The sequence below is a fragment of the Devosia sp. A369 genome (genome assembly GCF_054489345.1).
This window is the reverse complement of record NZ_JBTMWV010000007.1, coordinates 43,145-63,159: the sequence shown is the minus strand read 5'-3', so window position 1 is coordinate 63,159 and position 20,015 is coordinate 43,145. Positions and strand designations below refer to the sequence as shown.

The 20,015-nt window shown below is 62.5% G+C and carries 18 protein-coding genes; 12 read left to right on the top strand and 6 right to left on the bottom strand.

From position 1 onward, the window contains the following. Positions 1-2: 2 nt before the first annotated feature. The 4 genes from ACX3OZ_RS10950 to ACX3OZ_RS10935 all read right to left on the bottom strand — a co-directional run bounded on the left by ACX3OZ_RS10950 (position 3) and on the right by ACX3OZ_RS10935 (position 4,020). Positions 3-1,067, bottom strand: a complete 1,065-nt coding sequence (locus ACX3OZ_RS10950) for an ABC transporter ATP-binding protein (RefSeq protein WP_459095931.1) — start codon at positions 1,065-1,067, stop codon at positions 3-5. A 3-nt stretch (positions 1,068-1,070) separates the two neighbouring features. After that, entirely contained in the window at positions 1,071-1,862 is a 792-nt protein-coding gene (locus ACX3OZ_RS10945) for an ABC transporter permease (protein ID WP_459095932.1), read from the bottom strand. Then, the gene (locus tag ACX3OZ_RS10940) at positions 1,859-2,728 is read right to left on the bottom strand and encodes an ABC transporter permease (protein ID WP_459104510.1); all 870 of its coding nucleotides are present in this window, start codon (positions 2,726-2,728) and stop codon (positions 1,859-1,861) included. Before ACX3OZ_RS10940 ends, ACX3OZ_RS10945 begins: the two co-directional genes overlap by 4 nt. A 218-nt stretch (positions 2,729-2,946) precedes the next feature. Then, the gene (locus ACX3OZ_RS10935; protein ID WP_459096104.1) at positions 2,947-4,020 is read right to left on the bottom strand and encodes an ABC transporter substrate-binding protein; all 1,074 of its coding nucleotides are present in this window, start codon (positions 4,018-4,020) and stop codon (positions 2,947-2,949) included. 545 nt (positions 4,021-4,565) lie between these two features. On the opposite strand from ACX3OZ_RS10935, the gene ACX3OZ_RS10930 reads away from it, so the two are divergent. The 4 genes from ACX3OZ_RS10930 to ACX3OZ_RS10915 all read left to right on the top strand — a co-directional run bounded on the left by ACX3OZ_RS10930 (position 4,566) and on the right by ACX3OZ_RS10915 (position 9,623). Next, a complete protein-coding gene (locus ACX3OZ_RS10930; protein ID WP_459095934.1) occupies positions 4,566-5,828 on the top strand; it encodes an imelysin family protein in 1,263 nt (420 codons plus the stop codon). Between the two features lie 165 nt (positions 5,829-5,993). Beyond that, entirely contained in the window at positions 5,994-7,460 is a 1,467-nt protein-coding gene (locus tag ACX3OZ_RS10925; protein WP_459095935.1) for a di-heme oxidoreductase family protein, read from the top strand. Further along, positions 7,460-8,530 (top strand): imelysin family protein, encoded by a 1,071-nt coding sequence (locus ACX3OZ_RS10920; protein ID WP_459095936.1) that lies wholly within the window; start codon positions 7,460-7,462, stop codon positions 8,528-8,530. The genes ACX3OZ_RS10925 and ACX3OZ_RS10920 overlap by 1 nt, the downstream gene beginning before the upstream one ends. Before the next feature lies 1 nt (position 8,531). Continuing rightward, the gene (locus ACX3OZ_RS10915) at positions 8,532-9,623 is read left to right on the top strand and encodes a DUF1513 domain-containing protein (protein ID WP_459095937.1); all 1,092 of its coding nucleotides are present in this window, start codon (positions 8,532-8,534) and stop codon (positions 9,621-9,623) included. Positions 9,624-9,703: 80 nt separating this feature from the next. On the opposite strand, the gene ACX3OZ_RS10910 is transcribed toward ACX3OZ_RS10915, so the two are convergent. Further along, positions 9,704-10,720: a LacI family DNA-binding transcriptional regulator gene (locus ACX3OZ_RS10910; RefSeq protein WP_459095938.1), complete on the bottom strand. Its 1,017-nt coding sequence runs from the start codon at positions 10,718-10,720 to the stop codon at positions 9,704-9,706. A gap of 496 nt (positions 10,721-11,216) precedes the next feature. Here ACX3OZ_RS10910 and ACX3OZ_RS10905 point away from each other — a divergent pair, with 496 nt between their 5' ends. The 8 genes from ACX3OZ_RS10905 (at position 11,217) to ACX3OZ_RS10870 (ending at position 18,172) form a co-directional block, all read left to right on the top strand. Beyond that, the gene (locus tag ACX3OZ_RS10905; protein ID WP_459095939.1) at positions 11,217-12,485 is read left to right on the top strand and encodes an ABC transporter substrate-binding protein; all 1,269 of its coding nucleotides are present in this window, start codon (positions 11,217-11,219) and stop codon (positions 12,483-12,485) included. Between the two features lie 90 nt (positions 12,486-12,575). Further along, entirely contained in the window at positions 12,576-13,556 is a 981-nt protein-coding gene (locus tag ACX3OZ_RS10900) for a carbohydrate ABC transporter permease (protein WP_459095940.1), read from the top strand. Continuing rightward, the gene (locus ACX3OZ_RS10895) at positions 13,556-14,401 is read left to right on the top strand and encodes a carbohydrate ABC transporter permease (protein WP_459095941.1); all 846 of its coding nucleotides are present in this window, start codon (positions 13,556-13,558) and stop codon (positions 14,399-14,401) included. Before ACX3OZ_RS10900 ends, ACX3OZ_RS10895 begins: the two co-directional genes overlap by 1 nt. Positions 14,402-14,412: 11 nt before the next feature. Then, positions 14,413-15,420: an ABC transporter ATP-binding protein gene (locus ACX3OZ_RS10890; protein WP_459104509.1), complete on the top strand. Its 1,008-nt coding sequence runs from the start codon at positions 14,413-14,415 to the stop codon at positions 15,418-15,420. A 111-nt stretch (positions 15,421-15,531) separates the two neighbouring features. Further along, the gene (locus ACX3OZ_RS10885; protein ID WP_459095943.1) at positions 15,532-16,314 is read left to right on the top strand and encodes a ThuA domain-containing protein; all 783 of its coding nucleotides are present in this window, start codon (positions 15,532-15,534) and stop codon (positions 16,312-16,314) included. Positions 16,315-16,396: 82 nt separating this feature from the next. Continuing rightward, positions 16,397-17,440, top strand: a complete 1,044-nt coding sequence (locus ACX3OZ_RS10880; protein ID WP_459095944.1) for a Gfo/Idh/MocA family protein — start codon at positions 16,397-16,399, stop codon at positions 17,438-17,440. Positions 17,441-17,573: 133 nt separating this feature from the next. Then, positions 17,574-17,825: a GlsB/YeaQ/YmgE family stress response membrane protein gene (locus tag ACX3OZ_RS10875; RefSeq protein WP_459104508.1), complete on the top strand. Its 252-nt coding sequence runs from the start codon at positions 17,574-17,576 to the stop codon at positions 17,823-17,825. A gap of 95 nt (positions 17,826-17,920) precedes the next feature. Then, positions 17,921-18,172 carry a GlsB/YeaQ/YmgE family stress response membrane protein gene (locus ACX3OZ_RS10870; protein ID WP_459095946.1) on the top strand — a complete coding sequence of 84 codons (252 nt, stop codon included), beginning with the start codon at positions 17,921-17,923 and terminating at the stop codon, positions 18,170-18,172. A gap of 71 nt (positions 18,173-18,243) precedes the next feature. Here ACX3OZ_RS10870 and ACX3OZ_RS10865 read toward each other — a convergent pair whose 3' ends face one another. Further along, on the bottom strand, positions 18,244-19,851 hold the full coding sequence (locus tag ACX3OZ_RS10865) for a bifunctional metallophosphatase/5'-nucleotidase (protein WP_459095947.1): 1,608 nt from the start codon (positions 19,849-19,851) through the stop codon (positions 18,244-18,246). Positions 19,852-20,015: the final 164 nt, after the last annotated feature.

Below are 20,015 nucleotides of genomic sequence, written 5' to 3'. Positions count from 1 at the left end.
GGCTAGTCGTTTAGCATCAACAGGTCCTTGCTGGCGAGGCTGATGGTGACCGTTTCGCCCCGCATCGGCGGCGCCGTGCGCTGGTCGTTGAAGGTGTCGAGGCTGATGATATTGCGGCCCAGAGCCACGCGCAGGCGGATGACCGAGCCGAGAAAAGTCACATCGGCGATACTGCCGCTAAGGGTGATGTCATGGTCGTCGCGCGCGCCCAGGGTGACCACTTCGGGCCGCAAGGTCAGCACCGTGCCGGCATTGGCGGTCGCGCCGGCGGGCAAATGCTGCACGGTGACGGTCTGGCCGTCGATCGACACGGTCTTGGCCAAGGGATCGAGCACTGTCACCGCGATATTGTTGAGCTGCCCGACAAAGCCGGCGACGAAGCTGGTGGCGGGGCGGTTGTAGATTTCATGCGGTGCGCCGAGCTGTTCGATATGGCCTTCATTCATCACCACCACGCGGTCCGAGATCGACAGCGCCTCTTCCTGATCATGGGTGACGAACAAAGTGGTGATGCCCAGCTCGAGCTGGATGGCGCGGATTTCCTCGCGCAGCGAGACGCGGATTTTGGCGTCGAGTGCCGAGAGCGGTTCATCGAGCAGCAGCATGCGCGGGCGCGGGGCGATGGCGCGGGCCAGCGCCACACGCTGCTGCTGGCCGCCGCTCAGCTCATAGGGAAAGCGCTTTTCATAGCCGGGCAGGCCGATCAGCTTGAGCATTTCATCGACGCGGGCGCGACGCTCCTCGGTGGGCATGCCGGCGATTTTGAGGCCAAAGCCGATATTGTCGCCGACATTGAGGTTGGGAAACAGCGCATAGGCCTGAAACACCATGCCGAGCTGGCGCTGGTTGGGCTTGAGATGGGTGATGTCCTGCCCTTCGACCTGGATGGTGCCGGCGGTGACGCTTTCAAAGCCGGCGATCATGCGCAGGATGGTGGTCTTGCCGCAGCCCGAGGGGCCGAGCAGGGAGATGAACTCGCCCTTGTTGAAGGCAAAGCTGACACCTTTGACCACGGTGGTCTGGCCGAAGGCCTTGCTGAGGTTCTGGACGTCGAGAAAAGCGGCCATGGGTCAATCCGTCCGGGCAGAAGTGCGGGGGGCGAAGCGGCCGAGCACGTTGATCATGCCCATGGCACCCCAGGTGATAATGAAGGAAATAATGGCCAGTGCCGCCGGCTCATAGGCACGGTTGGTGCCGATGCCGACGAGATAGGGGCCAAAGGCCGGGCGGTTGAGCAGGCTGGCAATGGTGAATTCGCCGATGACGATGGCGAAGGTCAGGAACGCCCCGGAGAGAATCGCCACCACAATATTGGGCAGGATGATCTGCCAGATGATTTGGATTTGATTGGCCCCCATGATCTGCGCCGCTTCGGTCAGCGTGCCGATATCGATGGTGCGCATGCCGGTATCGACGGCGCGATACATATAGGGCAGCGCCAGCGTCACATAGGCCCCGGTCAGCAGGATATCGGTGCCGATGGCGCTGCCGGTAAAGGGGATGATCGAGCTGGAATTGTAGAGGCGGATATAGCCATAGACCAGGATCAGCGCCGGGATCACCAGCGGCAGCAGGGTGACGAATTCCACGAAAGGCCGCAGCCACGGCATGCGCAGCCGCACGTAATAGACGGCGGGGACGATGACCAAAACGCCGACCACGATGGTCACCAGCCCGATCACCACCGAATAGCCAAAAGTGGCGTGAAAGCGCGGATCGGCGAACACCGAGGCATAGGCGTCAAAGCTGTATTCGCCGCGACGCATGCGCAGCGAAAACTCGAAGGTGGCGATCAGCGGGATGATGAAATAGGCGGCGCCAAGCCCGAACACCAGCCAGGACCAGAAGCGGTTGGACTTCATTTCATCCACCTCTCGGCGCGGTTGGCGATCACCAGATAGATGACATTGGCCACCGAGGTGACGACGATCATGCCCAGCGCCAGCGCCGCTCCCAGCCCGGGATTTTGCAGCGCGTCGCCGCGGATCTGATTGTAGAGCAGCACAGTCACGATATTGAGGTTGGAGCCGGTCAACGCCCAGGCGGTGGCGATGGCGCCAAAGGCATTGGCAAACAGCAGGCTCAGCGTGCCGAGAAAACTCGGCCATAGGATCGGCATGCCGATATAGCGCCAGAACTGCCACTGGCTGGCGCCCAGCATCTGCGCCGCCTCGTTCCACTCTTTCTTCAGCCCGTCCACCGCCGGGGCGATGATCAGGATCATCAGCGGAATCTGGAAATAGAGATAGGTCAGCGTCAGCCCCCAGAAGCTGAGCAGGTTGAACCCGGCGCGATAGAGATCAAAGCCGAACACGGTTTTGAACACGATGGTCACCAGCCCCAGCCGGCCCAGCGTGGCGATAAAGGCAAAAGCCAGCGGCACGCCGGCGAAATTGGAGGCGACGCCGGAAAACGTCATCACCGCCGAGCGCAACCCCGATGGCAGCCGCCCGCGAATGATGGCCAAGGTGATGGCGAGGCCAATGATCGAGCCCAGAATGGCCGAGGCCCCGGAAATGCGGATCGAAATCCAATAGGCCGCCACGATCTGATCGGCCCCGAGGCCAATGATATTGTCGAACGTAAAATTGCCCGCCCGGTCGGTAAACGCCGCCCCCACCAGCGACAGCGTCGGCAGAAACAGAAACATCACCGCAAAGACGACAAACGGCGCAATGGCGAGCCAGTCCCAGCGGATGCGGATACGGGTTGATGGTGCAATTGCCATGGCGTTCTCCGGGGCGTTTTCGGGTTAGCTGGATACCACCCACCCCACCGCGCTGTACCTCCCCCTCGAAGGGGGAGGCTAGGAGGGGGCGAGAGCCGCGATATCGCCGCCCCTGCCCCCAATCCCACATCCTTCGTCACCACCGGGCTTGTCCCGGTGGTCCATCCTGGCATCGCCTGGATTGCCCGGACGAGCCGGGCAATGAGGGGCTTTAGCCCTTACTGCACGCTGGCGCCGACGGTGGTGTCCCAGCCGCTGGTGATGGTGGCCTTGTTGGCGTTCTGCTGCTCGATGGTGGGGAACACCGCCTTGGCGTAGTTATCGGCGGCGGGGAGCTTTTCCATCAGCTCAGCCGGGATCACGCCAGCATCGGTCATGGCGTTGAAGCGGATCGGGTGGCAATAGCCGGCCAGCCAGCCGAGCTGGCCTTCGTCGGAATAGAGATATTCCATCCAGAGCTTGGCCGCATTGGGGTGGGGCGCATAGGCCGAGATGGCCTGCACATAGACGCCGGCGACGACGCCGGTCGACGGCACGACGATATCAATCGGCGGGTTGCCGTTGAGGCTGTCGCGGACGGCCAGCAGATTGTAGTCCCAGTTGATGGCGATGGGCGTGGTGCCCTGCGCAATCGGGGCGGCTTCGGCGTCGACCGGCACGAAATTGCCCTTGTCGTTCAGCGCCTTGAAGTAGTCGAGGCCAGCCTGGGCGGCTGTGGCGTCATCGGCGCCGGTCGACAGACCCGCGGCGTAAACCGACAGGATGGCGTTGTTGGCGGTGCGCGGATCGCCGGCCAGAGCAACCGAATTGGCGAACTCGTCCTTCAGCAGATCGGCCCAATCGGCTGGATTGTCGCCGGTGATGACGTCCTTGTTGATGCCGAAGGCCAGCACGCCATAATAGTCGCCATACCAGAAGCCATCGGCATCCTTGGCGTCGGCCGGGATTTCGTCCCAGGTGGAGACCTTATAGGCCTGCAACAGGCCCTCATCCTTGGCCTGCGGGCCGAAGGCGAGACCGACATCGAGCACGTCCGGCGCCTGGGGACCCTTATTGTCCTTATTGGCGCGGATGGCTTCCAGCTCGTCGGCGGAGCCGGCGTCGGGGTTCAGTTCGTTGATGGTGATGCCGGGATATTTGGCCTTGAAGCTGTCGATGACGCCGCCATAGCCGCACCAGGAATGGGGCAGGGCGATCACGGTCAATTCGCCTTCGGCCTTGGCGGCGTCATAGAGCGCCGCCAGATCACTCTGGGCAAAAACCGGGGCAGCAACGGCAAGCACGGCAAGCATCGACACCGAGGCGCCGAGAGTTTTCTTGATGGACATGTTCAGTCTCCCTGTGATGCGTTCGACGGCGCCCGAGACAGGTGTCGCGGCGAACTGGGAGGGCAGTAGAACGGTGGGATGACAGCGCGATGACGCCGGGAAGACGGTGGTCCGCAACGGACCGAACATCCGTCAGCTCAACGGTTTGTGCGCGATCCTCCGCATCGATGCAGCCTCCCCAGTTGCAATGTGACAGTGCCCGTTTGTGACAGTTTCGTCCAGACGGTCAAAATTCGGAGAATTTGCATCACGCGTCACCCCACCCACCGTGTCACCCCGGCCTCGAGCCGGGGCCCATCCCCCGATCATGCCCGGTAGAGCCATCTCAAGATGGGTCCCGGCTCAAGGCCGGGATGACCCCGCGTTTTGAACTGGCACCAAGTGCGAACCAGAAAGCCCCAAGCAACCTCCTCCTCTCTACTTTAGACATCTTCTAAACTATTGAATTCCAATTGCGTTTTTAAGATGACAGGCGTACTCCGCTTTGCAAAACCACTGGAGAGACGCCCATGATCTCGGTTCCGCGCCTGCTGCGCAATTTTGCCTTTGCCCTGACCCTGTCGGTCGCTCCGATTGCCGCCTATGCGCAGGTTCCGGCCGAGGCCGATGTGCTGACCAGCTATGCCGATATCGCGCTGGCCGGTTACGAGGATGCGCTGGCCACGGCAAAGGCGCTGGATGCGGCGATTGATGCGCTGATCGCCACGCCGAGCGAGGCCACGCTGGCCGCCGCCAAAACCGCCTGGATCGCCGCCCGCGTGCCCTATCAGCAGACCGAGGCCTTCCGTTTCGGCAATCCGATTGTCGATGAGTGGGAAGGCCGGGTGAATGCCTGGCCGCTGGATGAAGGGCTGATCGACTATGTCGATGCCAGCTATGGCAGCGAGAGCGACAGCAACGGGCTCTATGTCGCCAATGTCATCGCCAATCCCAAGATCATCATCGACGGCGTCGAACTGGACGCGTCCACCATCACTCCGGCGCTGTTGCAGGACAGTCTGCAGGAAGCCGCCGGCGTCGAATCCAATGTCGCCACCGGCTATCACGCCATCGAATTCCTGCTCTGGGGCCAGGATTTGAACGGCACCGGCCCGGGCGCCGGGGCGCGCGCCTTCACCGATTATTCCACCGCCGAACATGCCGATCGCCGCGCTGCCTATCTCAAGGCGGCCTCGAGCCTGCTGGTCAGCGATCTCGAGGAAATGGTGGGCAATTGGACCGCCGACGGCGCCGCCCGCGCGGCACTGCCCGAGCTGGGCATCTCGGCCATTCTCACCGGCATGGGCTCGCTGTCGTTCGGCGAAGTGGCCGGCGAGCGGATGAAGCTGGGCCTGCTGCTGCATGATCCCGAGGAAGAGCATGACTGCTTCTCCGACAACACCCACGCCTCTCACCTCAACGACGCGATTGGCGTGCGCAATGTCTATCTCGGCCACTATGTCCGCGTTGACGGCAGTATGGTCGAAGGCCCGTCGCTATCGGCAGTGATCGCCGCCAAGGACGCGGCGCTCGACGGCGAGATCAAGGCGCTGCTCGACGACACCATCGCCAAGATGGAGGTCATGGTGGCCCGCGCCGAAGGCGGCGAAGCCTATGATCAGCAGATCGGCGAGGGCAATGCCGAGGGCAACGCCGTGGTGCAGGCGGCGATTGACGGGCTGATCGCCCAGACCCGCGGCATCGAACGCGCCGTGGCGCTGCTGGAGTTGCAGGACGCCGTCACCATCGAAGACAGCGACTCGCTGAGCAACCCGGACGCGGTGTTCGAATAGGCGAAGCTTGGCGCGTGTGGAGGAACACCCCCTCCCTGGCCCTCCCCGCAAGGGGGAGGGTGAAGCCGGTGGGTGTGACAAAAACGAGCAACGAACTGGATGTCACCCTCCCCCTTGCGGGGAGGGTAGGGTGGGGGTAATCCCCGCCCAAGCTGGAATCCCATCATGAAAACCCCGCTCACCCTAGCCCTGATCGCTCTGCTGGCCTCCGGCCTGGCGTTCGCGCAGGACGGGGCCGTGCGCGGTGATCTCACCCCAGCCGACCTCACCCGCGTCCAAGCCGTCACCGCCCCCACCACCGACTTCTCCGCCCCCGAAAATTTCGAAAGCAAACCCGCCGGCAAGGGCACCACCACCAAGGCCGTCAATGCCGATGCCTTTTCCCACTTCCTCGATAATCTGAGTTTCGAGCAGGAAGAGCAGTTCAAGCTCGGCAACGCGTTGTTCCGCAAAATCTGGGTTAGCTCGCCCAGTTCCACCCAGGCATCCGACGGGCTGGGGCCGCTGTTCAACGCGCGCGGCTGCCAGAGCTGCCACCTCAAGGACGGGCGCGGCCATCCCCCATTTGAGGGGCAGGCCGAAAATGTCTCGATGTTCCTGCGCCTGTCGGTGGCCGATGGAACGGGCGACCCGACCTATGGCACCCAGTTGGGGGATTTCGCCGTGCCCGGCCTCAAGGCCGAAGGCCGCATGGTGATCGACTACGCCGACCGGCCGGTAACATTAGGCGACGGGACCATCGTGACGCTGCGCGCCCCCAGCTACAGCATTGCCGACCTCAATTACGGCCCGCTGGCCGATGGCGTGATGCTGTCGCCGCGTATCGCCCCGCCGATGATCGGGCTGGGGCTGGTCGAGCAAATTCCGCCCGAGGACATTCTGGCGCTGGCCGACCCGGACGATGCCGATGGCGACGGCATTTCCGGCCGGGCCAATTGGGTCATCGCTCCCGAAACCGGCGAACGGACGCTGGGGCGTTTTGGCTGGAAGGCCGGCGCGGCCAGCGTGCGCAGCCAGTCGGCATCGGCCTTCGCCGGCGATATCGGCATGTCGACCCCGCTGGTGAATACGCCGCATGGCGATTGCACCCAAAACCAGCGCGAATGCCTCGCTATGCCCACCGGCGAACAGGCGCGGCTGGGCGTCTCGGAAGCGCCCGATCCGGTGCTCGATCTGGTGACCTTCTATTCCCAGACCCTGGGCGTGCCCGAGCGGCGCGACGTGGCCGACGCAAAAGTTCTGGCCGGCAAGGCGGCGTTTTATGGCGCCGGCTGCGCCAGCTGTCACACGCCCAAATTCGTCACCAGCCGCGATGCCGAAAATCCGGCTTTGCGCTTCCAGCTGATCTGGCCCTATGCCGATTTTCTGCTGCACGACATGGGCGAAGGGCTGGCCGATCACCGCCCGGAAGCCGAGGCCGATGGCTATGAATGGCGCACGCCGCCGCTCTGGGGCATCGGGCTCACTAAGACGGTATCGGGCCACAATTTTTTCCTGCATGATGGCCGCGCCCGCGATCTCGTCGAAGCCATTCTGTGGCATGGCGGCGAGGCGCAGGCAGCGCGCGATGCCTTCGCGCAAATGTCTCAGGCCACGCGCGACGATCTCGTCGCCTTCCTGGAATCGCTGTGATGCGTCTTGTCCTTGCCTTGATTTTTGCCTGCCTGTGCCTCCCCGCTGTGGCGCAGGACGCAGCAGTGCCCGACCCGGTCATGCAGGGCGCCATTGATGGCGTCATTCGGCCCAATGTCATCGGCTTCGCCCGCGAGGCCAGCGGGCTGGTCCGTTCGCTGGACCTGCTCTGTGCCGCGCCATCGGCCGAGGCGCTGAGCATCGCCACCGGCCAGTTTCGCGAGACGGCTTTGGCCTATGGCCGGATCGAACTGTTCCGACTGGGGCCGCTGCTCGAGGAAAACCGGGCCGAGCGGCTGCTGTTCTGGCCCGACCGGCGCGGCATTGCCTTGAAGCAGGTGCAGGCCCTGTTGGCCGAGCCGGACGAAACGGCGACCGACCCCGCCAGCCTGCGCCAGAAAAGCGTGGCGTTGCAGGGGTTGGGGGCGCTGGAATATCTGCTGTTTGGCACCGACGCGGCGACGCTGGAGGATAGCGACGGGGCCTATCGCTGCCGGTTTGGCCTGGCCATTGCCGAAAATGTCGCTCAGTTGGGGCGCGAATTGGCCACGGCCTGGTATCGGCCCGATGGCGTGGCCCGCCATCTGCTGCGGCCCAGCGCCGACAATGTGGATTACCGCACTCCCGCCGAGGCGACCGAGGAACTGGTCGGCCTGCTGTCGCATGAGCTCGAAGCGGTGCGCGATACGCGCATCAACCCCTTCATCGCCCGCGATGGCGTTGCGGCCAAGCCGAAACAGGCGCTGTTCTGGCGCTCCGGGCTGACCGTGCCGATGCTGCGCGCCAATCTGCGCTCGCTGCACGACCTGTTCACGGTGTCGGGCGTGGCTCTGGCGGTGGACCCGCAAGGGCAGGGGCTGGCCAACAGCATCGAGTTTGAATTCCGCAATGCCAGCCGCGCCATCAGCCTGATCACCCTGCCGGTCGAGCAGGCGGTGGCCGATCCGAAACAGGCGCAGGCACTGGCCTATCTGGTGATCGTCACCAGTTCGCTGCAAAGCATGATCGGCGAGCAATTGTCGGCGGCTTTGGGGCTCAGCGTCGGCTTCTCTTCGCTGGATGGCGACTGAGATGTGGCAGCGCCGGGCATTCCTCAAGGCAGCCGGCGCGGGATTTGCCGCCAGCCTGTTGCCGCGGCAGGCGCTGGCGCTGGAACGGAGCGAATTGGTGTTCGCCAGCGCGGTGCAGACCGCCACGGGCGGCTATGGCGCGGTGTTGCTCGGCGAGCAGGGCAGTGTGATCAGCACCATCGCACTGCCCGACCGGGGCCATGACATCACCATCAGCCGGGAAGCCGGGCGCGGTGTGGTATTCGCCCGGCAGCCGGGCACTTTTGCTTTGGTGTTCGATCCGGCGGGCAGGGAAGCGCCGGTGACGCTGACCAGCATCGAGGGCCGACACTTTTTCGGCCATGGCGTGTTTTCGCCCGATGGAACACTGCTCTACGCCACCGAGAGCGATTTCGAGGCGGCGCAGGGCGTGATCGGCATTTATGACGCCACCGACACTTACCGCCGCATCGGCGAATTCCCCACCTATGGCACCGGACCGCATGAAATGCTGCTGCTGCCGGACGGCGTCACCTTCGTCGTCGCCAATGGCGGCATCGAGACCCATCCCGATTATGGCCGCGCCGAGCTGAATATCGAATCCATGGACCCGTCCGTGGTGTTCATCGACCGGCGTGACGGAAAACTGGTCGGTCAGTTGCGCCTCGACGCCGGGTTGCACCAACTCTCCATCCGCCACATGGCCATCGATGCGCGCAGTCGCGTCTGGTTCGGCTGCCAATACAAAGGCGCGCCGGCCGACCGTCCGCAACTGATCGGCTATGCCACGCTGGATGGCGAAATTGAACTGATCGAACTGCCGCCCGGCACCCTATCCGACCTGCGCAACTATGTCGGCTCGGTCGCCGTCTCGGCCGATGGCGCGACCGTGGCGGTGTCCTCGCCGGAGGGGGATCTGCTGGTCGCCATCGACGCCGAGGGCCGGCGACCGATTTTGGTTGAGACGCTGCGCAATGGCTGCGGCCTCGCCGCCGACACCGCCGGCTTCGTCGCCACCAGTGGCGACGGCACGATGATCGGCCTCGCCGGCGCGGCGCGGGAAAAGCAGAAATTCGGCTTTCAGTTCGACAATCATCTGTTGCGGGTCGGCTGAGCCAAGAAAAGCAGCAGAAAACCACCAGCATGCTGCAAGAAAACCACCAGAAAACCACCCGCTTTCTTGCGGCATGCTGCCTAGCTTGGGGCGGGTCCCGAGCTTTCGCGCAGCACCAGTTCGACCGGCCATAATTCGTGGATATCTGCGGCGGGCTTGCCGGCGAGCAGTTGCAGGATCAGCTCGGCAATGCGGGTGCCGGCCTGGCGGATCGAGGAGCGGGTGGTCGACATTGACGGGTACATATTGTCGGCGTTGAGGTAGGAAAACACGTCGTCATGGGCGATCATCGACACGTCCTTGCCCAGCACCAAGCCGGCCTGGCGGATGGCGCGGAACACGCCCAAGGCCGTCATCATCGAGCCGGCGAGGAAGGCGGTGGGGCGGGGGCGCAGCTCCAACATGGCCTGGGCCAGGCGGAATGCCACTTCGTCGGTAAAGGCCGAGTTGCCCATCAACGCCGGGTCAAACGGCACGCCACGCGCCGACAATGCCGCGAGATAACCGATTTCGCGGTGGTCGGCAAAGGTGCGGCCCTTGACGCCGTTGAGCAGGGCAATGCGGCGATGGCCCAGGTCAAGCAGATGGCCGGTCGCCCGTTCGACGGCGCCGGTATTGTCGATATCGAGCCAGGCCACCGGCTTGCCGATACTGGTGCGGCCATGCAGCACGAAGGGGATTTTCAGGTCCATCAGCAGCTCGGCCCGCTCGTCGCGCAAAGTGGGCGAATGCAGCACCATGGCGTCGACCTTCTGGCTGGCGGCAATCCGGCGATAGGCCGCCATCTCTTCCTGATAGGAGCCCACCGTCGTCACCAGAATATCGACTTCCTCGGCGGCCATGCGGCCCCCCATGCCGGCGAGAAATTCGCTCATATGCGGCCCCAGCTCATCAGCGCCGCGCAGCACCAGACCCACCGCACCGGAGCGGCCGGTGGCCAGGCGCAGGGCGCTGGCATTGGGCCGATAGCCCAGCCGCTCCGCCGTTTCGGCCACGCGCAGGCGGGTCGCCTCATTGACTTCGGGATAGCCATTGAGCGCGCGACTGACAGTGGTTTGCGACAGGCCGAGATGGTTGGCCAGATCTTTCAGTCTCATGGCTGCAAACTGGCCCCAAGCGTGGCATGATCAACGCAAATGGGGGGCGTGCAAGACTCGCCTAACCCGGTCACGCCAAGCCCATAGGGCACACAGGACGCCTTGAACAGCGGTTCCTGCCTCCTCCTTCGTCGATCATTCAAAGCGATTTCAAATTTTCTTGCAAGAGCGGAATTTGAGGGGGTTTTCTTGAGGTGCGTACCTCAAGAAAAATGGCGCCAATGTTTACGAAGTCCAGATATGGCGGTTTATAAGCCTCTGTAATCGCACATGAATTTATAGATGTGGCGAGGTTTCGTTAAAATTGCGGATACGAGGCGCTTGACAGAAATTCTGCACTCTGGTTCTTTTTCATTCAAAGCGCTTTGGAAAGGCAAGCGGAACAGCCGCTGAGCCAGGTGCTTTTGGGAGGAGAAACCTGTTCGAGGCCGGCGCATTCGCGCAGGGCCGAACTGGCGTGTCTCCCTGATCGTTGGTTCATTCGGGAGGATATCTAATGAAAATCAACAAGTTGCTCATCGGCCTGCTGACGAGCGTGACGCTGATTGCTGGTTCGGTCCAGGCAGCGGAACTGTCGATCGTGTCGGGCGACACGGGCAATGGTCTGGAATTTCTGCGCGGCCAGCTCGACAAGTTCGAGGCTGACACCGGTCACAAGGTGACCGTGGTGCCGATGCCATCCTCGACCTCGGACCAGTTCGGCCAGTACAAGCTGTGGCTCGCCGCCGGCAACACCGATATCGACGTGTACCAGACCGACGTGATCTGGGCGCCGCAGCTCGCCGACCAGTTCCTCGACCTGACCGATGCGGCCAAGGACGTGGTGGGTCAGCACTTCCCCTCGATCATCGAGTCGCAGACCGTGGACGGAAAACTCGTCGCACTGCCGGCCTTTACCGACGCTCCGGCGCTGTTCTACCGCAAGGATCTGCTGGAGAAGTACAGCAAGCCAGTGCCGACCACCTGGGCGGAAATGACCGCCACGGCGCAGGAAATCATGGATGGCGAACGCGCTGACGGTAACCCCGAAATGTGGGGCTTCGTGTTCCAGGGCAACGCCTATGAAGGCCTGACCTGCGACGCGCTGGAATGGGTCAAATCCTATGGCGGCGGGCAGATCGTCGAAGCCGATGGCTCGATCTCGATCAACAACCCGCAGGCCGCTGCTGCCATCGAAATGGCTGCCAGCTGGATCGGCACCATCTCGCCGGAAGGCAACCTCGCCTATATGGAAGAAGAAAGCCGCGGCGTGTGGCAGCTGGGCAATTCGGTGTTCCACCGCAACTGGCCCTATGCCTATTCGCTCGGCAATGGCGCGGATTCCCCGATTGCCGGCAAGTTCGACGTCGCGCCGCTGCCCGCCGGTGAAGGCCCGGAAGCCCGCTCGGCCGCAACGCTTGGTGGCTGGAACGTCGCTGTGTCCAAGTACTCGCCTGATCCGGAAGCCGCCATCGCTCTGGCGCTCTATCTGAGCTCGGCCGATGTGCAGAAGAACCGCGCGATCATGCAGTCCAACCTGCCGACGATCGAAGCGCTGTATGACGACGCCGATGTCGCCGCAGCCCAGCCGATCATCCCGGCCTGGAAGCCGATCTTCCAGAACGCCGTGCCGCGTCCGTCCGCACCGACCAAGGTGAAGTACAACGAGGTCTCCTCGCTGTTCTGGAGCGCGGTCCACTCCACGCTGTCGGGCAATGGTACGGCCGCCGAGAACCTTGAAGGCCTCGAAGCCGACCTGACCGAACTCAAGGGCGACGCCTGGTAAGTCCTCCCCAGCGAAGCCAAGCAAGGCGGACGGCAGATTTTCCTGCCGCCCGCCTTGCGCCCAACAGACTGAACCCAGGAGGAGGACCTGATGACGACCGATATTCTGGCCCGGCCGGCGGCGATAACCGGCCCCAAGATCAAATCGGAACTGATGCTGCAGCGGGCTCGCGCCGCGCGCTGGTTCCTGATCCCGATGTTGCTGGCCCTGGCCGTGGTGGCCGGATGGCCGTTGCTGCGGTCGATCTATTTCTCCTTCACCGATGCCTCGCTGAGCAATCTGGACGCCGCGGAGTGGTATGGCTTGGGCAATTATCTGCGCTGGCAGACGCTGGAGAGCGGCACGGTCCGCTATCGCGGCCTGCTCGCCGATCCGGCCTGGTGGAATGCCGTCTGGAACACGCTGCGCTTTGCCTTCGTGTCAGTGTCCTTCGAGGCCGTGCTGGGCATGATCGTGGCGCTGGTGCTCAATGCCGAATTCCGGGGGCGCGGCCTCGTGCGCGCCGCCATTCTTATTCCCTGGGCCATTCCCACCGTGGTGTCGGCCAAGATGTGGGCCTGGATGCTGAACGACCAGTTCGGCATTCTCAACGATCTGGGCATGCGGCTGGGCCTGCTGAGCCAGAAAGTGGCCTGGACCGCGCAGGCCGATACGGCGATGACCGCTGTGCTGGTGGTCGATATCTGGAAGACCACCCCCTTCATGGCGCTGCTGATCCTGGCCGGCCTGCAGATGATCCCCAAGGACATCTATGAGGCCGCCGAAATCGACGGCGTGCATCCGATCAAGCAGTTCTTCCGCATCACCCTGCCGCTGGCGCGGCCGGCGCTGATGGTGGCGATCATTTTCCGCCTGCTCGATGCACTGCGCATTTTCGACCTGATCTATGTGCTGACGCCCAATAGCGCGGCGACCAAGACCATGAGCGTGCTGGCGCGGGAAAATTTGTTCGACTTCGACAAATTCGCCTATGGCTCGGCCATGTCGACGCTGCTGTTCCTGATCATCGCCCTGCTGACTATCCTTTATATCTGGCTGGGCCAAGTCCGCTTTGATGGGGGAGACCGCTGATGGGCGCGACATTCGATCTCTGGAAACTCACCAAAACGGTGCTGTTCTATGCGCTGGTGGTGGTCATCGTCGTGGTGAGCGTATTCCCGTTCTACTACGCCATCCTGACCAGCTTCAAATCGGGCACCGACCTGTTCCGCATCAATTATTGGCCGACCTCGTTCAGCCTCGATAATTACTACAAGGTGCTGGGCACGGGCAGCTTCCCGCGCAATCTGCTGAACTCGATCTTTGTCGCCTCGGTGACGGTCATCCTGGCCCTGTTCCTGGCAGTCACGGCAGCCTTTGCGCTCAGCCGCGTGCGGTTCCGTGGGCGCGGGCTGCTGCTGATGACCATTCTGGGCGTGTCGATGTTCCCGCAAATGGCGGTGCTGGCCGGGCTGTTCGAGGTGATCCGGTTCCTCGGCATCTACAACACGCCCTGGGCGCTAATTTTCTCCTACACCATCTTCACCCTGCCATTCACCGTGTGGGTGCTGACCACCTTCATGCGTGACCTGCCGGTGGAAATCGAGGAAGCGGCGATTGTCGACGGCGCGACGCCCTGGGTCATCATCACCCGCGTGTTCATGCCGCTGATGTGGCCGGCGCTGGTGACCACTGGCCTGCTGGCGTTTATCGGCGCGTGGAATGAATTCCTGTTCGCGTTGACCTTTACCGCCAATAACGACACCCGCACCGTGCCGGTGGCCATCGCGCTGCTTTCGGGCAGCACGCAATATGAAATTCCGTGGGGCAATATCATGGCGGCTTCGGTGATCGTGACCGTGCCGCTGGTGGTGCTGGTGCTGATCTTCCAGCGCAAGATTGTCAGTGGCCTGACGGCCGGCGGCGTGAAGGGTTAAGGAGCAAAACAATGGCAAGCATCGAGCTTCGCAACATTCGCAAGTCTTTCGGCGCCGTCGAAGTCATCAAGGGGGTGGACCTAGAGGTCCGCAAGGGCGAGTTCATGGTGTTTGTCGGGCCCTCGGGCTGCGGCAAGTCCACCCTGCTGCGGCTGATCTCGGGGCTGGAGGATATCACCTCGGGCGAGATGCTGTTTGACGGCAAGGTGGTTAATGCCCTGGCGCCGTCCAAGCGCGGCATCGCCATGGTGTTCCAGTCCTATGCGCTTTATCCGCATATGACGGTTTACGAAAACATGGCCTTCGGGCTGACTCTGGAAAAGGGTCACGACAAGGAAGAAATCCGCCAGCGCGTGGAAAAGGCAGCCGACATGCTGCAGATCGGCGACTATCTCGGCCGCCTGCCCAAGCAGCTCTCGGGCGGGCAGCGCCAGCGCGTCGCCATCGGCCGCGCCATCACCCGCGATCCAAAGGTGTTCCTGTTCGACGAGCCGCTCTCCAACCTCGACGCCGCCTTGCGCGTGGCCACCCGTATCGAGATCGCCAAGCTGCATGAGAGCATGGACCATGTAACGATGATCTATGTGACCCATGATCAGGTCGAAGCCATGACCCTGGCCGACCGCATCTGCGTGCTGCGCGATGGCTTGGTGGAGCAGGTGGGCACGCCGATGGAGCTCTATGAAAGCCCCAATTCGGTGTTCGTGGCCGGCTTTATCGGCTCGCCCAAGATGAACTTCATCGCCGGCGACAAGGCCAAGCCATTTGGCGCGCATACGGTGGGCATTCGCGGCGAACACCTGACCATCGTGCCGGATAATGGCACCTGGAACGGCACGGTGATCCATACCGAAAATCTGGGCGCCGATTCCTATGTCTATCTGGAGATGGGCACCGAGGAGCCAGTGGTGGTGCGCCTCGAGGGCGTCAACAACTACAAGAGCGGCGATGTGGTGCATATCGCGCCGATGGCCGACAAGATCCACCGCTTTGACGGGGCCGGCAAGCCGATCCTGTGAGGCGATCACATTTGCGCTGACGGCCTTGTTGCCGTCACCGCGATCAACCAAGCAAACAACCACGAATGGCCGGTGCCTCCCCACCGAGCCAGTCAATGCAGGAGCCTATTCATGCCTATCCGTACCCTGATCTGGGGCGAAAATGTTCACGAGCAGAAGAACAAGATCGTTGCCGATAATTATCCCACCGGCATGCACAACCAGATCGCCTCGCTGCTGGCCAGCGACAGCAATATCGTGACCAAGACCACGACGCTGCAGGAGCCCGAGCACGGCTGCACCGTCGAGGCGCTGGCCAATACCGATGTGCTGATCTGGTGGGGCCACGCCGCGCATGGTGACGTCGCCGACGAGATCGTCGAGCGCATCGCCAAGCGGGTCTGGGAAGGCATGGGCCTGATCGTGCTGCATTCGGGACACTTCTCCAAGATTTTCAAGCGCTTGATGGGTTCGCCCTGCGCGTTGCACTGGCGCGAAGCCGGTGAGCGCGAGCGGCTCTGGGTGACCAATCCGGGCCATCCCATCGCCAAGGGCCTGCCGGCTTATTTCGAGCTGGAAATGGAAGAGATGTATGGCGAGCCCTTCTCGGTGCCCGAGCCGCTGGAAACGGTGTTCGTGAGCTGGTTCCAGGGCGGCGAAGTGTTCCGCTCGGGCCTGACCTATCGCCGTGGCGCCGGCAATATTTTCTACTTCCGCCCCGGCCACGAAACCTATCCGACCTATCACGATGATACGGTCGGGCTGGTGCTGCGCAATGCGGTCAACTGGGCCTATAATTCCAACCAGTTCCCGCAGCTGCTCGATGCGCCCAATACCCCGGTGGATGAGTCTATCGAACCGCTCGTCGAGCGCGGCCCCAAGCTGCATCACGGGCGCGAGGAAGGCTTCCGGTAGCATCGGCCGCCACACCCACAGGGTCACCGAGAGCGTTGTAACAATGCGGGCCGTCAAGGACGCCGCTTAGGGATTAAAGAATATGCGGATCCTCATTCTGGGAACCGGCGGCATGGCCAATCAGCATGCCAAGCATTTTGCCGCCATCGAGGGGGTAACCCTGGCCGGCGGCGTCGACGTCGATCCGGCGCGGGTGGAGGCGTTTTGCGCCACCCATAATATCGAGCGCGGCTTCGGCTCGCTCGATGCGGCTTTGGCCTGGGGCGAGTTCGACGCCATCGCCAACGTAACGCCCGATAGCGTGCACCATCCGACCACCATGGCGGCGCTGCGGGCCGGCAAGCATGTGTTCTGTGAAAAGCCGCTGGCGACCGACCACGCCAAGGCCATGGAAATGACCGAACTGGCCGAGGCCAGCGGGCTGATCAACATGGTCAATCTGACCTATCGCAATGTCAGCCAGCTGCAGAAAATGCGCGAAATCGTTCAGTCGGGCGCCATCGGCAAGGTCAAGCATTTCGAGGCGAGCTATCTGCAGAGCTGGCTGGTCAGCAAGGCCTGGGGCGATTGGCGCACCGAGAGCCAGTGGCTGTGGCGCCTGAGCAAGAAGCACGGCTCCAACGGCGTGCTCGGCGATATCGGCGTGCATATTCTCGACTTTGCCACCTATGGCGCGGGCAGCGATTTCTCGCGTGTGTTCTGCCGGCTGGAAACCTTCGAGAAGGCCGAGAATAACCGGATCGGGGAATATGACCTCGACGCCAATGACAGCTTTGCCATGACGGCGCAGCTGGAAAACGGGGCGCTGGGGGTGATCCACGCCACGCGCTGGGCCACCGGGCATTTCAACGAATTGCGCCTGCGCGTCTATGGCGAACTGGGGTCGGTGGAAGTGCAGCACCGCCATGATTGGTCCAAGCTCGTTACCTGCCTGGGGCCTGATATCGAAACTGGCACCTGGACCGAGGTCGAGGTCGATGCCGTTCCGACCAACTACATGCGCTTCGTCGACGCGGTGCGGGCCGGCCAGAACAGCGAGCCGAGCTTCCGCCATGCCACCAATATCCAGAAGGTGCTGGATCTGGCGACGGTGACCGATCGCGACCGGACCGAACACCGGGTCTGAGGATCGGGAAGAAAACCATGAGGGCTCGCGGCGACGCGGGCCCTTTTTTGTTGGGCGGCCATGTAATCATCCGCCCTTGTAACCGGCGCCGATATCGCCAATTTATCGGACTGTGCAATTCGGGAGCGTTCTTATGGGTATCATCTGTGCTGTCATTGTGGGGTTTGTGGCGGGCGTGATCGCCAAGTGGCTGACCCCCGGCGACAAGAAGCCGGGCGGCTTCATTTTGACCACGGTGCTGGGCATTGTCGGCTCGGTGCTGGCGACGTGGCTGGGGCAGGCCATCGGCTGGTACGGGCCAACTGACGGGGCCAATTTCATCGGCGCCATTGTCGGGGCGATCATCATCCTGCTGGCCTGGAACCAGTTGGTGCGCCGGGCCTGATCAGAGCCAAACGACAGTATTGCCGATTTTTATAGTGCAGACGCAACCAAACCATCCGCCAGGAATTGATCAAGTCCTAACGGATGGAGCGTCGAATGGGTATTATCTGGACTATCATCATTGGTTTCGTAGCCGGGCTGGTTGCCCGCTTTCTGGTTCCCGGTGACCGGGGCCCGAGCGGCTTCATCCTGACGGCAGTGCTGGGTATCGTTGGCGCCGTTCTGGCCAGCTGGCTGGGACAGGCCATTGGCTGGTATCAGGCCGGCGAAGGCGCAGGCTTCATCGGTGCCATTGTCGGCGCGGTGATTATCCTGGTGGTTTGGGGCATGGTCGCCAAGCGCGCCTGATCCACAGCAAGAACCAAATTCAAAGGGCGCCCCGCGGGCGCCCTTCTTTTTGTCTGGTCAACAACCAAGAATTACTTGATCTCGGTGATGCGGCCATCGGTATAGGCGGTGTAGGTGCCACCCTGCTTGGCGATGTAGTCAGCCACCACTTCTTCCAGCGGCGGGCCGAAGTCGTAGGGCGCGGCGCCTTCAGCAAAGGTGCCATAACCGTCACCGCCGCCACGCACATAGTTGTTGGTGACGATGGTGTAGGTGGCGTCTTCGTCAATCGGCACCCAGCTGTCGCCTTCGCCCTTGACCAGCACGTCGCTGACGCGGCTACCGGCCGGTTCGGCCAGGTTGAAGCTGTATTTCAGGCCCGCGACCTGGGCGAAGCGCCCGGCGCCGTTCTCGACATCGCTGACGCCGTTTTCGAGCGCTTCGATGACATCGGCACCGCTGATCTGCACGGTGGCCAGGGTATTGGAGAAGGGCAGCACGGTCAGCACGTCGCCGACAGTGACTTCGCCGGCATCGATGGAGGCGCGGATGCCGCCGCCATTCTGGAAGGCGATGCTGGCCCCCTGAGACGCCACGCGATCAAGAATGGCGTCGGCGAGCAGATTGCCCATCGAGCATTCCATGGCGCGGCAGATTTCGCGCGAGCCTTCGAGCTTGTCGGTGGCAGTGCCGATGACGGTGCTGGTCATCTCTTCGATTGGCCCGAGCAGCGTCGCCAGTTCGGTCTTGAAGGCCTCGTCGGCCTTGACCGAGGCGTCGATCAGATAGGGTTCGCCTTCGGCCTTGGTGACAACGCCATTGTCATCCCAGGTGATGGCGATATCGCCGAGATATTTGCCATATTGATTGGCCTGGACCACCGGCACTTCTACCCCATCGGGGTTTTTCACCATGGTGGGGTAGGGGCCGGCCGCACCTTCTGCGGTGTTGGACAGCAGGGTGTGGCTGTGGCCACCAACGATCACGTCGACCAGTGGCAGCGCAGCGGCCACCTGCATGTCGATGGTGTAGCCGATATGGCTGAGCAGGATGATCTTGTTGACGCCTGCCGCATCGAGCGCTTCGGAGGCGCCGCGGACATACTGGATGACATCGGTGAATTCGACATTGTCGCCCGGCGCGGCAATGTCGGGGGTGTCTTCGGTGGTGGCGCCGATGATGCCGATCTTTTCGCCGCCGACCTCGACAACGATGGAGCCCTTGATCTTGCCGGCGAGGTTGGGGTCGCGGGTGACGTCGAAATTGCCGCCGATGATGGGGAATTCGGCGGTGTCGATGAACTTCATGAATTCTTCGGGACCGTCGTCGAATTCGTGGTTGCCGGTGGCGACCACGTCAAAGCCCATCTGGTTGAAGAAGTCCGAGACCACCTTGGATTTATAGGTGGTGTAATAGAGCGAGCCCTGGAAATTGTCGCCGGCCGAGAGCAGCAGCGAATTGCCGTCGGCATGCTTGGTGCGGGTATCGTCGATGATGGTCTTGAGGCGGGCAATGCCGCCAAAGCATTCGCCCTTGGCGTCAGTCTCGATATCGCAGTTGGAATCCGAGCTGGTGATGGGATCGAAGCGGGAATGGAAGTCGTTGATGTGCAGGATGTTGAGCGTGAAGTCAGCTTGGGCTGCGGTGGAAAAACCAGCGCAGAGGGTGAGCGCCGTAGCGCCGAGAAGTAGTCTTTTCATCCCTGTATCCTTTGATTGCTTGACGGCAGTCCAGTCCCCGCAGCCGGTGGGTGTCCCCCAATTGGCGTTTGCCCAATAGACCTGTCATCCCGGCCACGGCGAAACATGAGTTAACCAGTCTTTGATGACGGTGAAAAGTGGACCTTTTGGTCAATTTCCTCCAC